This is a genomic window from Streptomyces sp. AHU1 (assembly GCF_045343905.1).
In the GTDB taxonomy this organism is placed as follows: domain Bacteria; phylum Actinomycetota; class Actinomycetes; order Streptomycetales; family Streptomycetaceae; genus Streptomyces; species Streptomyces triticiradicis.
In genome coordinates, this window is record NZ_CP174283.1 from 1,502,007 (window position 1) to 1,517,688 (window position 15,682).

General features: G+C 73.0%; 10 protein-coding genes and 1 pseudogene. 4 read left to right on the forward strand and 7 right to left on the reverse strand.

What is annotated here, in order from left to right:
• Positions 1–113: 113 nt before the first annotated feature.
• Positions 114–2,189 carry a SpoIIE family protein phosphatase gene (locus ACICHK_RS06910; RefSeq protein ID WP_406836215.1) on the reverse strand — a complete coding sequence of 692 codons (2,076 nt, stop codon included), beginning with the start codon at positions 2,187–2,189 and terminating at the stop codon, positions 114–116.
• A 77-nt stretch (positions 2,190–2,266) separates the two neighbouring features.
• Positions 2,267–3,592 (reverse strand): DUF6777 domain-containing protein, encoded by a 1,326-nt coding sequence (locus tag ACICHK_RS06915; protein WP_406836216.1) that lies wholly within the window; start codon positions 3,590–3,592, stop codon positions 2,267–2,269.
• Positions 3,593–3,707: 115 nt separating this feature from the next.
• On the opposite strand from ACICHK_RS06915, the gene ACICHK_RS06920 reads away from it, so the two are divergent.
• The gene (locus ACICHK_RS06920; RefSeq protein WP_406836217.1) at positions 3,708–5,141 is read left to right on the forward strand and encodes a lipase maturation factor family protein; all 1,434 of its coding nucleotides are present in this window, start codon (positions 3,708–3,710) and stop codon (positions 5,139–5,141) included.
• Positions 5,142–5,169: 28 nt separating this feature from the next.
• On the opposite strand, the gene ACICHK_RS06925 is transcribed toward ACICHK_RS06920, so the two are convergent.
• Positions 5,170–6,186 carry an aldo/keto reductase gene (locus tag ACICHK_RS06925; protein ID WP_406836218.1) on the reverse strand — a complete coding sequence of 339 codons (1,017 nt, stop codon included), beginning with the start codon at positions 6,184–6,186 and terminating at the stop codon, positions 5,170–5,172.
• A 221-nt stretch (positions 6,187–6,407) separates the two neighbouring features.
• On the opposite strand from ACICHK_RS06925, the pseudogene ACICHK_RS06930 reads away from it, so the two are divergent.
• A pseudogene (locus tag ACICHK_RS06930) lies at positions 6,408–7,747 on the forward strand (amidase).
• Positions 7,748–7,894: 147 nt separating this feature from the next.
• Here ACICHK_RS06930 and ACICHK_RS06935 read toward each other — a convergent pair.
• Entirely contained in the window at positions 7,895–8,071 is a 177-nt protein-coding gene (locus ACICHK_RS06935) for a hypothetical protein (RefSeq protein ID WP_192582821.1), read from the reverse strand.
• A 527-nt stretch (positions 8,072–8,598) separates the two neighbouring features.
• Here ACICHK_RS06935 and ACICHK_RS06940 point away from each other — a divergent pair.
• Both ACICHK_RS06940 and ACICHK_RS06945 read left to right on the forward strand, forming a co-directional pair.
• Positions 8,599–9,195, forward strand: a complete 597-nt coding sequence (locus ACICHK_RS06940) for an HD domain-containing protein (RefSeq protein ID WP_406836220.1) — start codon at positions 8,599–8,601, stop codon at positions 9,193–9,195.
• A gap of 76 nt (positions 9,196–9,271) precedes the next feature.
• A complete protein-coding gene (locus ACICHK_RS06945; protein ID WP_406836221.1) occupies positions 9,272–10,093 on the forward strand; it encodes an SDR family oxidoreductase in 822 nt (273 codons plus the stop codon).
• 9 nt (positions 10,094–10,102) lie between these two features.
• Here the strand turns inward: ACICHK_RS06945 and ACICHK_RS06950 are convergent, their stop codons facing one another.
• The 3 genes from ACICHK_RS06950 to ACICHK_RS06960 form a co-directional block, all read right to left on the reverse strand.
• Positions 10,103–11,614: an SDR family NAD(P)-dependent oxidoreductase gene (locus ACICHK_RS06950; protein WP_406836222.1), complete on the reverse strand. Its 1,512-nt coding sequence runs from the start codon at positions 11,612–11,614 to the stop codon at positions 10,103–10,105.
• Between the two features lie 100 nt (positions 11,615–11,714).
• Entirely contained in the window at positions 11,715–13,043 is a 1,329-nt protein-coding gene (locus tag ACICHK_RS06955; protein ID WP_151474579.1) for a wax ester/triacylglycerol synthase family O-acyltransferase, read from the reverse strand.
• 158 nt (positions 13,044–13,201) lie between these two features.
• Positions 13,202–15,535 carry a GH92 family glycosyl hydrolase gene (locus ACICHK_RS06960; protein WP_406836223.1) on the reverse strand — a complete coding sequence of 778 codons (2,334 nt, stop codon included), beginning with the start codon at positions 15,533–15,535 and terminating at the stop codon, positions 13,202–13,204.
• Positions 15,536–15,682 lie beyond the last annotated feature (147 nt).

Consider the following 15,682-nt stretch of genomic DNA (forward strand, 5'->3'; position numbering starts at 1 on the left):
TTCGAACAGTCGGACGCCCGTCGGCCGACCCGTGGGAGCGCTCCACCGCCGCCGGGGTACCCCTGCTCGAAGAGCCCGGGGACCCCGGCGGCGGCGTCGTCACTCGCCGGGGATCAGCCGCGTTCCCGCACCATGAACTCGCACCACACGCATTTGCCGCCGCCGCGCGCCTCGACGCCCCAGACGTCGGTGAGGCGGTCGACGAGCAGCAGCCCCCGGCCCGAGACACCGGACTCGCCCGCCTCGCGGCGGCGCGGCAGCGCGCTGGAGGAGTCCTCGACCTCGACGCGCAGTCTGCGGTCGGACCCGGCCAGGACGCGCAGGGTGACGACGGCCGAGCCCTCGGTGTGCATGAGGGCGTTGGTGATCAGCTCGTCGGCGACCAGCTCGATCTCGTCGGCCCGCTCACCGGCTCCCCACGCGCGGACGGCGGCCCGGATCATGTGGCGGGCCTCGCTGAGCGCCTCCGGGTCGCCGGGCGCCACGTGCTGCTGGAGGCGTCCGCCCGAGCGCTGGTCGATCAGACCGTGGCGGCGCAGGAGCAGCAGGGCGACGTCGTCGTCGCCGCCGCGCTCCTCGGCCATGTCGATGAGCCGGTCGGCCAGGTCGCTGACGTCGTCCGGGCCGCCGCGGATGAGCTCCCCGAGGATGCGCATGCCCTCGGCGAGGTCGACGCCCGGCTCCTCGACGAGCCCGTCGGTGCACAGCAGCAGGGTCTCGCCGGGGTCGAGTTCCACGGTGGCGACCGGGTACTCGAGGCGTCCGAACTCGGCGGACAGGCCGAGCGGCAGGCCGCCCTCCAGGGGCAGCCGCCGGCAGGTCCGGTCGGCGTACCGCAGGAGCGGGTCGATGTGGCCGGCGCGGACCAGCTGGGTCACCCCGGTGGACAGGTCGATCTCCGCGTACAGACAGGTCGCGAAGCGGTCGGTGTCGAGTTCGTGGAGGAAGACCGAGGCGCGGGCCATCACGGTGGCCGGGGTGTGGCCCTCGGCCGCGTAGGCGCGCAGGACGATGCGCAGCTGGCCCATGACGGCGGCCGCGTGGGTGTCGTGGCCCTGGACGTCGCCGATGACCGCGCCGACGCGTCCGCCGGGCAGCGGGATCAGGTCGTACCAGTCGCCGCCGATGTCGCGGCCGAGCGAGGCGGAACGGTAGCGGACGGCGATGTCGGCGCCGTTCACGCTGGGGATGGAGCGCGGCAGCATGGCCTGCTGGAGGCCCTGGGCGAGGTCCTTCTCCTGTTCGAAGAACATGGCCCGCTGGAGGCTCTGGGCGATGCTGCTGCCGAGCGCGACGAGGACGTTGCGCTCGTCCTCCGAGAAGCCGTGCCGGTCGTTGTAGAGCAGGCCGATGGCGCCGATGGGGCGGGCCTGCACGATGAGCGGCAGATAGGCGGCCGAGGTGATCTTCAGGTCGGTGATGTTCGGCCACAGGAGCGGATACGACTCGGCGAACTCCTCGGGCGACTCGATGAAGTGCGGTACGAGGGTCCGTACGACCTCGTTCATCGGGTACTGCGCGTCCAGGCGCGTGATGCGGGTGCCGGGGACGTAGCTGTGCTCGGGGCCCGTGGCGACCATGCGGATGCGGCCGGCCTCCACCAGGCCCATGACCAGGCTGGCCGCCCCGAGGTGGGTGAGGCCGTGGGTGTCCTGCAGCACGTCGATGACGTCCTGCACGGTGACGGCGTGGGCCAGCGCGGCCGTGGTCAGCTGGACGACGCTGGTCTGCTGGCGCCGTACCTCGTGCCGGACGGTCTGTTCGCGGCGCGCCACGCTCTCGTCGAGCTCCGCCGTGGCGTCGCGGACGATGCCGATGATCCGGCGCGGCCGGCCGGTCTCGTCGCGGCGGATGTAGCCCTGGGTGTGGGTCCAGCGCAGGTTGCCGTCGCGGCGGCGGATGCGGAAGTAGGCGCCGTAGTTCTCGCTGCCGTCCTTGAGGGCGTGCGAGACCATCGTGTCGAGCCGTCGCGCCTCGGCCGGAGGAACGCGCATGCCGAGGGTGGCGGGGTTCCCGTCGTATTCGTCCGGGCGCACGTCGAAGACCTCGTGGGCCTGGGCGTCCATCTGCATGATGCCGGTGTCCAGGTCCCAGTCGAAGCTGCCCATGCGGTTGAGCGCCAGGATCGGATCCGGGTGGGCGGGCCAGTCGTCCGGGAGTGACAGGGCGCTCGCTCCCCGATCAACCATGGGGCAACCATGCCAGCATTTGCCCGATTGTTCGACTTCTGGGAGGCCCGGATTCCGGGCCCGGGACGAGAGGGCGTTCACCTCCCCGGAGCGTCGGCCGAGACGTCGAAGACGCTGTCCGGACCGGTCGGTCCGTCGGGGATCAGCCCGCCCTCGGGTGCGTCGGGGTCCTCCGGCTCGGGGTCCTCGGTGGGCGCGCCCGGTTCGTCGGGCGGGACCCGCGACGCCGAGGGCTCCGGGGCGCCCGAGCGGTCCGGGGCGGTCGGGTCCGGCCGCGGGGCCGTGGTGTCGTCCGAGGGGGCCGGGGAGGTCCCGGGCTCCGTCGTCGTCGGCGTCGCCGTGACGGTGGCCCGGGGGCAGTGCGGGGGCTCGGCGCTCGGGCGCGCGCCCGGGCCGGCCACGTCCATGGCGGCGCCGTCCGTCGGAGCGCCGGTGGGCTCGGCGCCGGGCCCGGCGCTCTCGTCGGGGGTGCCCTCCCCGGTCCCCGGCGTCGGGGTCACCGTCGCGGTTGGCGTGGGGCAGTCGGACGCGGAGGCGTCCGGGGACGGACTGCGGCCGCCCCGCGAGGCGTCGGCGGAGGGCTCGTGCCCGGGAGCGGAGTCGTACGGCCCCGGGGTCGGGCCGTCGGGCGGCGGTACGGCGTGGTCGTGGCGGTGTCCCTCGTACCCGACCGGCCGCTCGATCCAGGTGTCGTCGCCGATGTCGACGATCGTGATGTCGGTGATCGCGTCGGGCGCCGGCGTCACCGTGACGACCTGGCCGGGCCGGTACCCGCTCCAGGGCCTGCCCCGGGTGTCCGGGTCACCGTCGGTCACGGTGGGCCGGCCCAGCGGGTTGCCGCAGGCGCAGCGCACCCGGGGGACGCCCCGGTCGTCGACGAGGACGGCGGTGCCGGCCTGGAGCACGGCCTGGAAGCCGGTCGCCCGTCCGGCGGCGAACCCGTGGTCCGTGACAACGGTGTCCGCGCGCAGCACGACGGGGGTCAGCCCGCGCAGGTGGTCCGGGACGGACCCCGGGGAGACGCCGGAGAGCTCGGCGAAGGCGCGGGTCCTGGCCCGGTCGGCGGCGAGGTAGCGGATCTGCCTCTCGACATCGCAGCTGCCGGAGTTCCGGGTGCCGCCGTACAGGCCCGGTGTGGCGCCCGAGACGGAGCGCGTCCCCCGCGTGCCGGTGGAGGACGGTTGCGGCGTTCGGGTGACGGGCGGCCGGGGCGCGGGGGTGGTGTCGGTGGGTGCCGTGAAGGGGTCGGGCCCCGGGTCCGCGAGGGGTTGGAGGAGCACCTCGCCGCCGGTGGATCCGTTCGGGGCCGTGTCCCCGCCACCGCCGCCGCAGCCCGCGACGACGAGGAGCGCGGCCGCGAGCGAGCAGGCCGCGGCGAAGGTCCTGGTGGGTATGTGCACCACGTCTCTCCCGTTCGTCCCGGGCAGTTGGTGCCTCATTGTCTGCGTCACCCTCTTGGCGCACGCAAGCGGAAATCGGTCACCCAGCGTCACAATGGAGGGGAGAGGAGCACGCGCCATGGAGTGGTTCGTCGCACCCGATTACTGGATGGGCCGGCTGGTGTTCCAGCGGGGACTGGCCGTGCTGTATCTGGTCGCGTTCCTGGGCGCGGTCCTGCAGTTCCGCGCGCTGACCGGGGAGCGCGGGATGCTGCCCGTGCCCCGCTTCGTGCGGCGGGTCGCGTTCCGGGACGCCCCGAGCGTGTTCCACTGGCGCTACTCCGACCGCTTCTACGCCGCCTGGTGCTGGACGGGCTGCGCGGTGTCGGCGGCGCTGGCCGCCGGACTCGACGGGCTGCTGCCGCTGTGGGGCGCGATGCTGCTGTGGCTCGTCCCGTGGGCCCTGTACCTGTCGGTCGTCAACGTCGGTCAGACCTGGTACGCGTTCGGCTGGGAGTCGCTGCTCCTCGAGGTGGGCTTCCTCGCGGTCTTCCTCGGCAACGACGAGGTGGCGCCGCCGGTGGTCGTCCTGTTCCTCATGCGCTGGGTGCTGTTCCGCGTGGAGTTCGGCGCGGGGCTGATCAAGATGCGGGGCGACGCCTGCTGGCGGAAGCTGACCTGCCTCTACTACCACCACGAGACCCAGCCGATGCCGGGTCCGCTGAGCTGGTTCTTCCACCATCTGCCGAAGCCCTTCCACCGGGTCGAGGCGGCCGCGAACCACTTCACCCAACTCGTGCTTCCCGTGCTGCTGTTCACCCCGCAGCCGATCGCGACGGCCGCGGCCTCGCTGATGATCCTGACCCAGCTGTGGCTGGTCCTGTCCGGCAACTTCTCCTGGCTGAACTGGACGACGATCGTGCTCGCCCTGAGCATGACCGAACTGCCCGGCACCGCTCCGGGGGTCCCCGCCGCGCCGCTGTGGTACGAGGTGGTCGTGCTGGTGGCGGCGGCGGGTCTGGTGACCCTCAGCTACCGCCCGGCCCGCAATCTGATCTCCCGTCGGCAGGTCATGAACCGCTCCTTCGACCCGCTCCATCTGGTGAACACCTACGGGGCGTTCGGCAGCGTCAGCAGGATGCGCCACGAGGTGGTCGTCGAGGGCACGGCGGACGAGGTGCCGCGCGAGGACTCCGAGTGGCGGGAGTACGAGTTCAAGGGCAAGCCGGGCGACCCGCGGCACTGGCCGCGCCAGTTCGCCCCGTACCATCTGCGGCTCGACTGGCTGATGTGGTTCGTGGCGCTCTCTCCCGGATACGCCGGCACCTGGTTCTCCGGCCTCGTGGAGCGGCTCCTGGAGAACGACCGTGACACTCTGCGGCTGCTGCGCCGCTCCCCGTTCCCCGCCGACGCGCCGCCCCGCTACGTCCGCGCCCGCCTCTTCCGCTACCGGTACACGACCTGGCGCGAGCTGCGCGGGACGGGCGCGTGCTGGCACCGGACCTATGTGCGCGACTTCCTCCCGCCGACCCGGCTGGAGGGCACGGCGGGGCGACGGGTCCCGCACCGGTGACGGACCTCGCGCCGGCGCGCGTCGACCCTCACTCCTGCTCCGGGGCGGGGAAGGGTGCGTCGGCGGGGAGCAGACCCTCCGCGCGCAGTTCCCGCCAGAAGTCCGGGGGGACATCGGTCGCGAACTGCTCGGCGCAGTCCCGGACTTCGGCCGCCGTGCGGGCCCCGGCCAGGACGCTCGCCACGGCCGGATGGGCGGCGGGGAAGGCCAGGGCGGCGGCGCGCAGAGTGGTGCCGTGCCGTCCCGCGACCTCCCGGAGCCGCAGCGCGCGGTCCAGCAGCGCGCTCGGCGCCACGGTGTAGTCGTACGTCGCTCCGGGCCGCGGGTCCGCCAGCAGACCGGAGTTGAAGGCGCCGCCGACGACGACGGAGACGCCGCGGGCCCGGGCCGCGGGCAGCAGTCCGGTGAGGGCGTCCTGGTCCAGGAGGGTGTAGCGGCCCGCGCACAGCACCACGTCGACATCGGTCTCGCGGACGAACCGTTCGGGCATCCGCGTCTGGTTCATGCCCACGCCGATCGCGCGCACCACGCCCTGCGAGCGCAGCTCCGCCAGTGCGGGGAAGGCCTCGCGCAGCGCCTGCTCGCCGTGGTCGTCGGGGTCGTGGAGGTAGACGACGTCCACGTGGTCGAGGCCGAGCCGTTCGAGGCTGGCGTCCAGGCTCCGCCGTACGCCGTCGGCGCTGAAGTCCCAGACCCGGCGGTGCGTGGCGGGCACGGCGAAGCCGTCGGCCAGGTCGTCGCCACCCGTGTCCACGGGCTCCAGGAGACGGCCCACCTTGGTGGACACGGTGTACCGCGCGCGGGGCAGCTCGCGCAGGGCCGCGCCCAGGCGCCGTTCGGACAGGCCGAGGCCGTAGTGCGGGGCCGTGTCGAAGTAGCGGATGCCGCTCGTCCAGGCGGCCGTGACCGCCTCGTGCGTCTGCTCGTCGGTGACCTCGGTGTACAGGTTGCCGATACCGGCGGCGCCGAAGGACAGCGCGCTGACGGGAACGCCGCTCCGGCCGAGGACGGCCGCCGGGACGTCGAAGTCCTGGGAGTCCGACATGCGGGTCCTTCCTTCGGGTCACCGGCCGGCCGCCGGGCGGGGCCGGCGGACCGGAAGGTACCGCCGGGACGGCCCGGCCGCGAGATCCGGGAGGCCGGACCGAGGCCCGGAGCCCCGGAGTCGCCGAAGGTCCGGGGCCTCGGGCTCTCGACGCGGTGCCTCGGCTGAGGGCAGAGTGCTCCCGTAACTACTCACCAGTACGACACGAGTGAGGAGCGCCCGTGACCATCTGGGCCGGCCGGACCGCCACCGAGATCGCCGCAGCCGTACGCGAGAAGAAGGTCACCCCCCGCGAGGTGGTGGCCGAACACCTCGCGCGGATCGAACGCCTCGACGGGCGCGTCGGCGCCTTCCGTACGGTCCGCGCCGAGGCCGCCCTCGCGGAGGCCGACGAGCTGGCCGGCCGGGACCTCGGCCGGCTCCCCCTGGCGGGGGTGCCGGTGGCGGTGAAGGACAACCTCGCGGTGCGCGGCGAGTCGACCCGCAACGGTTCCGCCGCGACCGCGGACACCCCCGCCGAGGAGGATCACGTCACCGTGGCCCGGCTGCGTGCGGCGGGCGCCGTCGTGGTGGGCCTGACGAACGTGCCCGAGCTCTGCGTCTTCGGCACCACGGAGGGCGTGTACGGCAACGCCCGCAACCCCTGGGACCTGTCGCGCACGGCGGGCGGCTCCTCGGGGGCAGCGCGGCGGCGGTCGCCGCCGCGATGGTGCCGATCGCGCTCGGCAACGACGGCATGGGCTCGCTGCGCATCCCCGCCGCCAACTGCGGTCTGGTCACCCTGAAGCCGGGCCACGGGGTGATCCCCGCCGGGATCGGCCACGGCGACTGGTTCGGCATGTCGGAGAACGGCCCGCTGGCCACGACGGTCGAGGACGCCCGGCTGGTGTTCTCCCTCCTCGCGGACATCGAGCCGGCGCCGCCCACGGAGCCCGTCACCCGCAGGATCGCCCTCTCGGTACGCAGCCCGCTGGCCGGTGTCCACGTCACCCGGCCGTATACGGACGCGGCCCGGGAGGCCGCCGCCCTGCTGGCCGAGGCGGGCCACCGGGTGCGGACCGCGAACCCGCCGTACCCGCTCTGGCTGAGCACGGCCTCACTCGCGCACTGGACGGCGGGCACAGCCGTGGACGCCGAGGACCTCGACCCGCGCAGGCTGGCCCGGCGCACCCGCGTGCACGCCGCGATCGGGCGCCGCTTCGTGACCGGGGTGCGCAAGGGGGAACGCCGCGAGCAGCTGCGCGGACGCCTGGCGGCGTTCTTCGCGGAGCACGACGTGCTGCTCACCCCGGCGCTCGCCCGGCGCAGTCCCTCCTCCGTCGACTGGCACAAGCGGGGCTGGCTGCGCAACGTCCTGGCCAACACCACCTACTCGCCGATGACCCCGCCCTGGAACCTCACCGGCTGGCCCGCGATGTCGGTGCCGTTCGGGAAGCTGCCGAACGGCACCCCCTGCGCCGTCCAGCTCGTCGGCCTGCCCGGCTCCGAGGCCGCCCTGCTGGACGTGGCCGGGCAACTGGAAGTACTCCACCCGTGGCGCCGCACGGCCCCGCTCGGCTAAGGGCTGTCCGACGATTCCCGTCCGCCCGGGCCGTGGCGTCACACGCCGAAGCCGCGGCCGTTCGTCGGCCGCGGCTTCCCCTGCTCTGCACGAGCGCGGGTCCGGCACTCCCGTGCCGTGCCCGATCGCGCCGGATCCCGGTGTCGGTCAGTCGACGCTGGGCAGGATGTGGGGCTCGGCGAGGTCGTCCTCGTAGCCCGCGAGGCGGATCGGAGCGGACCTGGCCCACACGTCCAGGCTTCCGAGCTTGGTGTCGGAACCGTCGCCGAGGCGCTCCATGCGTTCCTTGGGGCCCTGGTCGAGTTTCGTCTTCTCTGGTGTCACCGCGCACTCCTTATGTGTCGGGTCACCCTCGGGACGCCAGGGCCCGGTGCTCTCGGGCCGCCTGACGTCCGCTCGGGTCTGAGTCGAAGCAGTTAGGGACGCGGTGGCGCCGGTAACTCGTGTGAGAGCAGGCCGTGGTGACCGGCTTGTCCCGGGACGGACCGTGGGTGTGGGTGGACCCCAGTGAGTCTGTCCGTCGGCTACAGCCTAACCAAATGAGCGGGGCCCCGCTCTATGGGGCTGAAAACTTGAGGTAACCATCACACGTCATCCAGGACCCACCAGGCCTCGATCTGCGGCGATTTGAAACATGATGCCCTCTTCGCGGCCACCCATTCGGCTCAATATCGCCCTCGGACGGGGCGTCGGGGCCCCTCACGGGCGGGACTGGGTCACCATCGGCCGACGGCCGTCGCACGCATCCGGCACCGAAGACGTCACGCAGTTCAGTTCCCGTTGGCCGGTTCGCAAGGAGCCCATGCTCTGCTGTCGCACGGCAACGGCTTTTCTCGCGGGAGGACTGACGCATGGAGCTGCGCAGCGTCGAGGAGCTGATGGACCTGCTGCACGCCTGCCGGGGCGTCCACGAGCCTCCGGCGCTCCCTCACGCACGGCCCCGCCCGGGCGGGGGGAACCCCGTCGGCGGTTCCGTGGATCTGCACGACCACGCGCTGCAGACCGCCGCGCTGCTGCGCCGGGGGCACCCCAGCGACAAGGAGCTCCAGGTCGCCGGCCTGGTGCACGACATCGGGCACCTGCTCAGGCCGGGCGACGACGCCGACCACGCCGACCACGCCGCGGACGCGGTACGGCCGCTCCTCGGCGAGCGGGTCTCCGGTCTCGTACGTCTGCACGTCCCGACGGAGCGCTATCTGGCGGCCGTCTCGCCGGACCGCGGACCGTCCCCGCTCGGCCCCCTGACCGTGACCGCCCAGGACGGTGCGATGACCCCGCACGAGGCGGCGGCGTTCGAGCAGGACCCGCTGGCCGAGGACGCGGTGACCCTGCGGCAGGCGGACGACGCCGGCCATGTCCCCGGCCTGTACGCCGGGGACATGGAGGACTGGCGCACCCTGCTGGAACTGGTGGCGGAACGTTCCGTGCGGCTGGGCGCCGCGGACTGAGGGCACCGGCGCCCCGGCGGGCGGCGGCCGTCGCCGGGGTCTGTCGGCTGACGGCCCGTCATGAGACGGTACGCGGATGACGCCGCCGTACGGACTCCAGGGCAGGGCCGCCGTCGTCACCGGCGCCTCGCGCGGAATCGGCCTCGCCGTCGCCGAGGCGCTCGCCGGAGCGGGTGTCCGGGTCTGCGTGAGCGCGCGCGATCCGGACGGGGTGCGGCACGCCGCCGAACAGGTCGGCGGAATCGGGCTCGCGGGTTCGGTCGCCGACGGAGCGCATCTGGAGGAGCTGACCGGACTCGCGCTGCGCACCTTCGGACGCCTGGACATCGTGGTCAACAACGCGGCGACCAACCAGCCCTACGGCCCGCTCATGGACGCCGACCCGGAGCGCTGGCGCGAGGCGTTCACGGTGAACGTCGAGGCGCCGCTGCGCCTGGTGCAGTGCGCCTGGCGGGCCTGGATGGGCGAGCACGGCGGAGCCGTGGTCAACGTCTGCACGGAGGGCGCCGAGCACGTCGGACCCCGGGTCGGCGCGTACGGCACCAGCAAGGCGGCCCTGCTCCATCTGACCCGGCAGCTGGCCGGCGAGCTGGCGCCGGGGGTCCGGGTCAACTCGGTCTCGCCCGGCCTCGTCCGCACCGAGATGGCCCGGTTCGTGTGGGAGGGCGCGGAGGACGAACTGGGTGCTTCGCTCCCGCTCGGCCGGATCGGCCGGCCCGAGGACGTGGCCCGCGCCGTGACCTGGCTGGTCTCCGACGCGGCCGAGTGGATCACCGGTGCCGACCTGCTGGTCGACGGGGGCACGCGGGTCCGGGCGGCACGCCCGGACCCGCGTGCCCACGCCGTCCACGAACGGCTGCGCCGGCGGACCCCCGGTGGAGGGGGGTCCGCGCGGTAGCCGGCGGTCCTACCACTTGCCGGGCGCGTAGTCCTTCATGAAGACGCCGTACAGGTCCTCGCCCAGCTCGCCGCGGACGATCGGGTCGTACACGCGGGCCGCGCCGTCGACGAGGTCGAGCGGGGCGTGGAAGCCCTCGTCGGCCAGGCGCAGCTTGTCGTAGTGCGGGCGCTCGTCGGTGATCCAGCCGGTGTCGACCGAGGTCATCAGGATGCCGTCGGTCTCGAACATCTCCTGGGCGCTGGTGCGGGTCACCATGTTCATGGCGGCCTTCGCGGCGTTCGTGTTCGGGTGGCCCGCGCCCTTGTAGCCGCGGCCGAACACGCCCTCCATCGCGGAGACGTTGACGACGTAGGCGCGGCCCGTGGCCGCCGCCCGGGCCGCCTCGGCCATCTGCGGCCGCAGCTTGCTGATCAGGATGAACGGCGCCGTGTAGTTGCACAGCTGGGTCTCGAGCAGCTCGACCGGGGAGATCTGCTCGATGGTCTGCACCCAGGTGTTGCTCTCGACGACGTCGGGGAGCAGACCGCCCGCGTCGATCGCGGTGCCCTCGCGGTGGCGGACGACGCTGGCATTGCCGGCGACCAGGGCGAGGTCGGCCACCTTCTGCGCCTCCAGGCCGGAGACGCCGACGGGCAGCGCCTGCAGTCCGTCGACCGCACCGGAGTTGAAGGCGCCGATGAGGTGCTGGGCGGGCAGCTCGCCCGCGGGCAGCGGGGCGCTCTCGCCCTCGACGAGCGCGGCGTACGCGGAGGGCAGTCGGCGCACGGTCTGGGTGGCGTTGTTGATCAGGATGTCGAGCGGACCCTGCTCGGCGACGCGGTCGGCCAGCGCCACGGCCTGGGCCGGGTCGCGCAGGTCGATGCCGACGACCTCCAGCCGGTGGATCCACTCCGCCGAGTCGTCCATCGCCTTGAAGCGGCGGATCGCGTCGTTCGGGAAGCGCGTGGTGATCGTGGTGTGCGCGCCGTCGCGCAGCAGGCGCAGCGCGATGTACATGCCGATCTTGGCGCGGCCACCGGTGAGCAGCGCCCGCTTGCCGGTGAGGTCGGTGCGGGCGTCGCGGCGGGAGCGGTTCAGGGCGGCGCAGTCCTGGCAGAGCTGGTGGTAGAAGTAGTCGACCTCGACGTACCGCGTCTTGCAGGTGTAGCAGGACCGCGGCCGCTGGAGTATGCCCGCGATCTGGCCGGCCTCGGTGACGGACGAGGGCAGGATGCCCTCGGTCTCGTCGTCGATGCGCTGGGCGGAGCCGGTCGCGGTGGACTCGGTGACCATCTTGTCGTGGGCGGTCTTGGCGGCGCGGCGCTCCTGGCGGCGGCGCTGCTTCACGGTCCGGTAGATGCCGGCGGTGGCGCGGCGCACGGCGATGGCGTCGGGGTGGTCGACCTCGAGCTTCTCGAGTTCGTCGAGCACGCCGAGGCAGACGGCCAGCCGCTCGGGGTCGATACCGGGACCGAACGCGACGGCCGCCTCTGTCGTGTCCACGGCGGGGGTCGCCCGGCCGTCCTCTGTCACCGTCATCGCTGCCGTTCCTCGGGTTGTGCGCCGCGTTCGAAACCGCGCTCGCTTTCGAAGGCGGAATTTTACGGACCAATCGCGCGCGGCACCAAACCCGTTGTGATCATGGCGTGCAGGCGGTGATCAGTACGCGCACCTCCTCGGCCAGGGAACGGGCCAGCAGATCGAGGTCGGGAACGGCCTCGGCGTCGGCCACAAGGCCGTAGTGGACCTTCCCGCGGAACGTCGAGACGGCCACCGCGAGGGCCTGGCCCCGGGCCAGCGGGGCGAACGGGTACACCTCGGCGAGCGGGCAGCCGCCGAGCTTCAGACCGAGACTGGGCAGCGGCACGCTGGTGACGAGGATGTCGAACAGCAGCCGGGCGGCCTGGCCCACCACCGGCCCGCCGAGCCGGTGTCCGAGCGGCGGGACGTGGTCGGCGAGCAGCGCGACGGCGCCCGCGCCCCGGTTGGGCCCGGCGTCCTTGTTCCGGTCCATCTCCGTCCGCACGGCACGCAGCCGGCCGAGCGGGTCCGGGTCGTCCACGGGAAGCCGTATCAGGTAGCCGGAGAGCCGGTTTCCCTGCGGCTGAGCGGTGCGCGGCCGGCGCCGGGAGACGGGGATCAGGGCGCGCGGGGAGACCCCCTCGCTGCCGTCGCCGCGTTCGTCGAGCCAGCGGCGCAGGGCGCCCGCGACGACCGCGATCAGGACGTCGTTGACGGTGCCGCCGACGGTCTTGCGGACGATGTGCACCTCGTCGAGGTCGATCACCACCCCGGCGGTGCGCCGGGTTCCGGTGGGCGCGGAGGTGAGGGCGGGCGAGGAGCGCGCGGTGAGTGTGGCGCGGGCCACCGAGGTGCCGATGTCCAGGGCGCGGCTCACGTCGGAGAGGGTGTCGCGGACCAGACCGGGCAGCTTGCGGACGTCCGGGAAGAGGCCCCGGGGCGGCTCCGCGGGACGCGGGCGGGGTTCCGGCAGGTCCATCGGGTCCATGATGGCGGCGGCGAGCATCAGCGCCCTGAGTCCGTCGGCGAGCGCGTGGTGGAACTTGAAGAGCACCGCGAAGGACGTGCCGTCCTCACCCGGCAGCACGTGCGCCTCCCACGGGGGCCGGCCGCGCTCCAGCGGGCGTTCCATGAGCCGGCCGGCCTCGGCGTGGAAGTCGGCGGTCGGCTTGTGCAGCAGGACGTGGTCCAGCGGCTCGAAGTCGGGCGCGCTCTCGCGGGCCGCGCCGCCGAAGGCGAGCGGGGCGGTGGGCTGCCACACGTCGCGGATGCGCATGCGCAGCCCGGGGACGGCCGCGGCGCGGGCCGCGAGCAGGTCCGCGGCGTGGGCGCCGGCGGTGGGCGAGTGCGCGGCGAAGACACCGAGGGCTCCGAGGTGCATCGGGTGCCGGTCGGACTCGATGTTCCAGAACGCCAGGTCGAGTGGTGCGAGGGGGTCGGAGATCAAGGGCCTGCTCTCGCGTCGACGACGGGTGGGTGGACCTGCAGTCAACCCGTACCGGTGATTACGGTCAAGTACGATCAAGTTACGCACAGTTAACAGCGGATTAAGTCCCGCCCCTCGGAGGAGGGACGGGACTCGCTCGCCTCAGGACACGTCTGGTGTCACTTCAGGACCGGAGGTGCCGCGGAGGCCGCCGTTCCCCACTCGGACGGCTCCGGACCGACGGTGAAGCGGAGCGACCGGGTGTTCTTCAGGGTGTCGGTCGTCAGATACGTACGAGCGTACGGCGAACCGTCGAGACGGGCCGACCTGATGTACCGGTCGGTGTCCGAGGTGCCGGGTGCCGTGATCGTGAGGGCGCCGCGCGGGTAGTAGCGCCGGTCGAGGGTGAGGTCGACCCGCTCGAAGACGGGTGTGGACAGGCCCCAGGTGTCGTGGCCGGGCTGCACCGGGAAGATCCCGATGGACGACAGGACGTTCCAGGCGGACATCGTGCCGAGGTCGTCGTTGCCGGTCATGCCGGTCGGCGCGTCGGTGAACAGGGTCAGCGCCGCGTGCACGACGTCGGTCGTCTTCCACGGCTGCCCGGTGGACAGGTAGGTGTACGGGGCGATCAGGTCGGGCTCGTTCTGCGGGTTGTACTTGTCGGCGTTGTAGTAGGCGTACGGGCCGTTGACCCAGACCTCGCGGGCCGTCTTCGCGGGGTCCTTCAGCAACTGCCCGTAGGCGAAGAACGAGTCGAGCCGGTCGTTGGCCGCCTGCTTGCCGCCGATCATGTCGATCACGCCCGGCAGGTCCTGCGGCACGAGCCACTGGTACTGCCAGGACGTGCCCTCGTGGAAGCCGACGCCCTGGGCCGGGTCGACGGGCCCGGTGAAGGCCCCGGAGGCGTCCCGGGCGCGGAAGAAACCGGTCGAGGGGTCGTGGACGGTCCGGTAGTTCCGGGACCGCGCCAGATAGCGCGCCGCGTCCTCGTCGTGGCCCAGCTCCCTCGCCATCACGCCGAGCACGGCGTCCGACAGGGCGTACTCCAGGGTCACGGAGGCGCCGTGGTCGAAGTCCGAGTCGCCGGGCTTCGCGTGCGGACGGACCCCCTTGAGGTACGGGGCGAAGCCGTTCGCGATGTACTCCTTGTTCGCCTCGCGGCCCACCGCGGGCGAGTCGGCCGGCGGCACGCCGTCGGCGTTCTTCCTCAGCGCCCGGTACGCCCGCTCCTCGTACCCCTTGAGCAGGCCCTGCTGGTAGGCGTTGGTGAGGAACGGGGTGACCGGGTCGCCGGTCATGATGTTCGTCTCGACCGTGCCGTAGCCCCACTTGGGCAGCCAGCCGCTCTCCTCGTCGATCCTGATCACCGAGATCGCCATGTCCCGGGCCTCACGGGGCGCGAGCAGGGACAGGAGCTGCGACTGGGTGCGGTAGGTGTCCCACAGCGACCAGTTCTGGTAGTACGTGAAGCCCTTGGCGCGGTGGATCCGCTGGTCCCAGCCGGTGTAGCGGCCGTCGGCGTCACTGCCGATGTTGGGCGCGAGGAAGGAGCGGTAGAGCGACGAGTAGAAGGTGCGCCGCAGGGTTTCGGTGCCGCCCTTCGCCCTCACGTCGTCGAGCCGGTCCGCCCAGGCCCGGCGGGCGGCGGAACGGACCGCGTCGAAGGAACGGCCGCCCTCGGAGCGGAGGTTGACGGCCGCGCCGCGGGCGTCCACGTACGAGAGCGCGGTGGTCGCCTCGACCGTGCGGTCCTCGGTGGTGTCGAAGCGCACGAAGGCCCCGGTGCGCCCGGTGGTGCCGGTCACCTCCCTGGCACCGGTGACGGTGTCGCCGTTCCAGGTGCCCGCGGTGGTGAACGGCCGGTCGAAGCGGGTGATCGTGTACACCGTGTAGGGCTTGGTGGACTGGCAGAAGCCGCTGCCGGTGATCGCCGTGCGGACGGTGTGGTCGTCGAGGATCTCGACCTTCGTCGCGACCGTCCTGTGCAGCGACTGGCCCGCGTTCAGCAGCACGTTGGCCTTGTCGGTGGCCGGGAAGGTGTAGCGCTGCACGCCGGTGCGCGCGGTGGCCGTCAGCTCGGCCCCGATCCCGGACTTCAGGTCCGCCCGGTAGTAGCCGGGGTGCGCCTCCTCGGTCTCGTGGCCGAACTCCGCCGCGTACTGCGCGTCGTCCGTCCGGGTGATGTCCCCCGTCGTGGGCAGGACGGGCAGGTCGCCGCCGAGGCCGCAGCCGACGCCCGAGAGGTGGACGAGGGAGAAGCCGCGGACGTGGTTCTGGGAGTGGTCGTAGCCGGTGTTGTGGCCGGTGTCCGGGGAGAACTGCACCATGCCGAAGGGCACGGCGGCGCCGGGATAGGTGTTGCCCTCGTTCTGCGTTCCGATGAACGGGTTGACCAGGTCGGTGAGTTGGCCGTCGCGCGGCTCGGCGGCCTGTGCGGTGGGCAGGGCGAACAGCGCGGACGCTGTCACCAGCCCCGCCGTGCACAGGCGCAGGCGCCGGGTCCATCGCATGCGGGAGACCTCCGGTGGGTGATCGACATCGTTGTCCTCTTGCATGGTCGGGGCGGGGGACCGGCTTTCCTGGCAACCGGAGGGGATCACGTGGGACGCGTCGCGTCCGGACAGGGCGCTTCCCGGACCGCCCCGAGCGATGACATC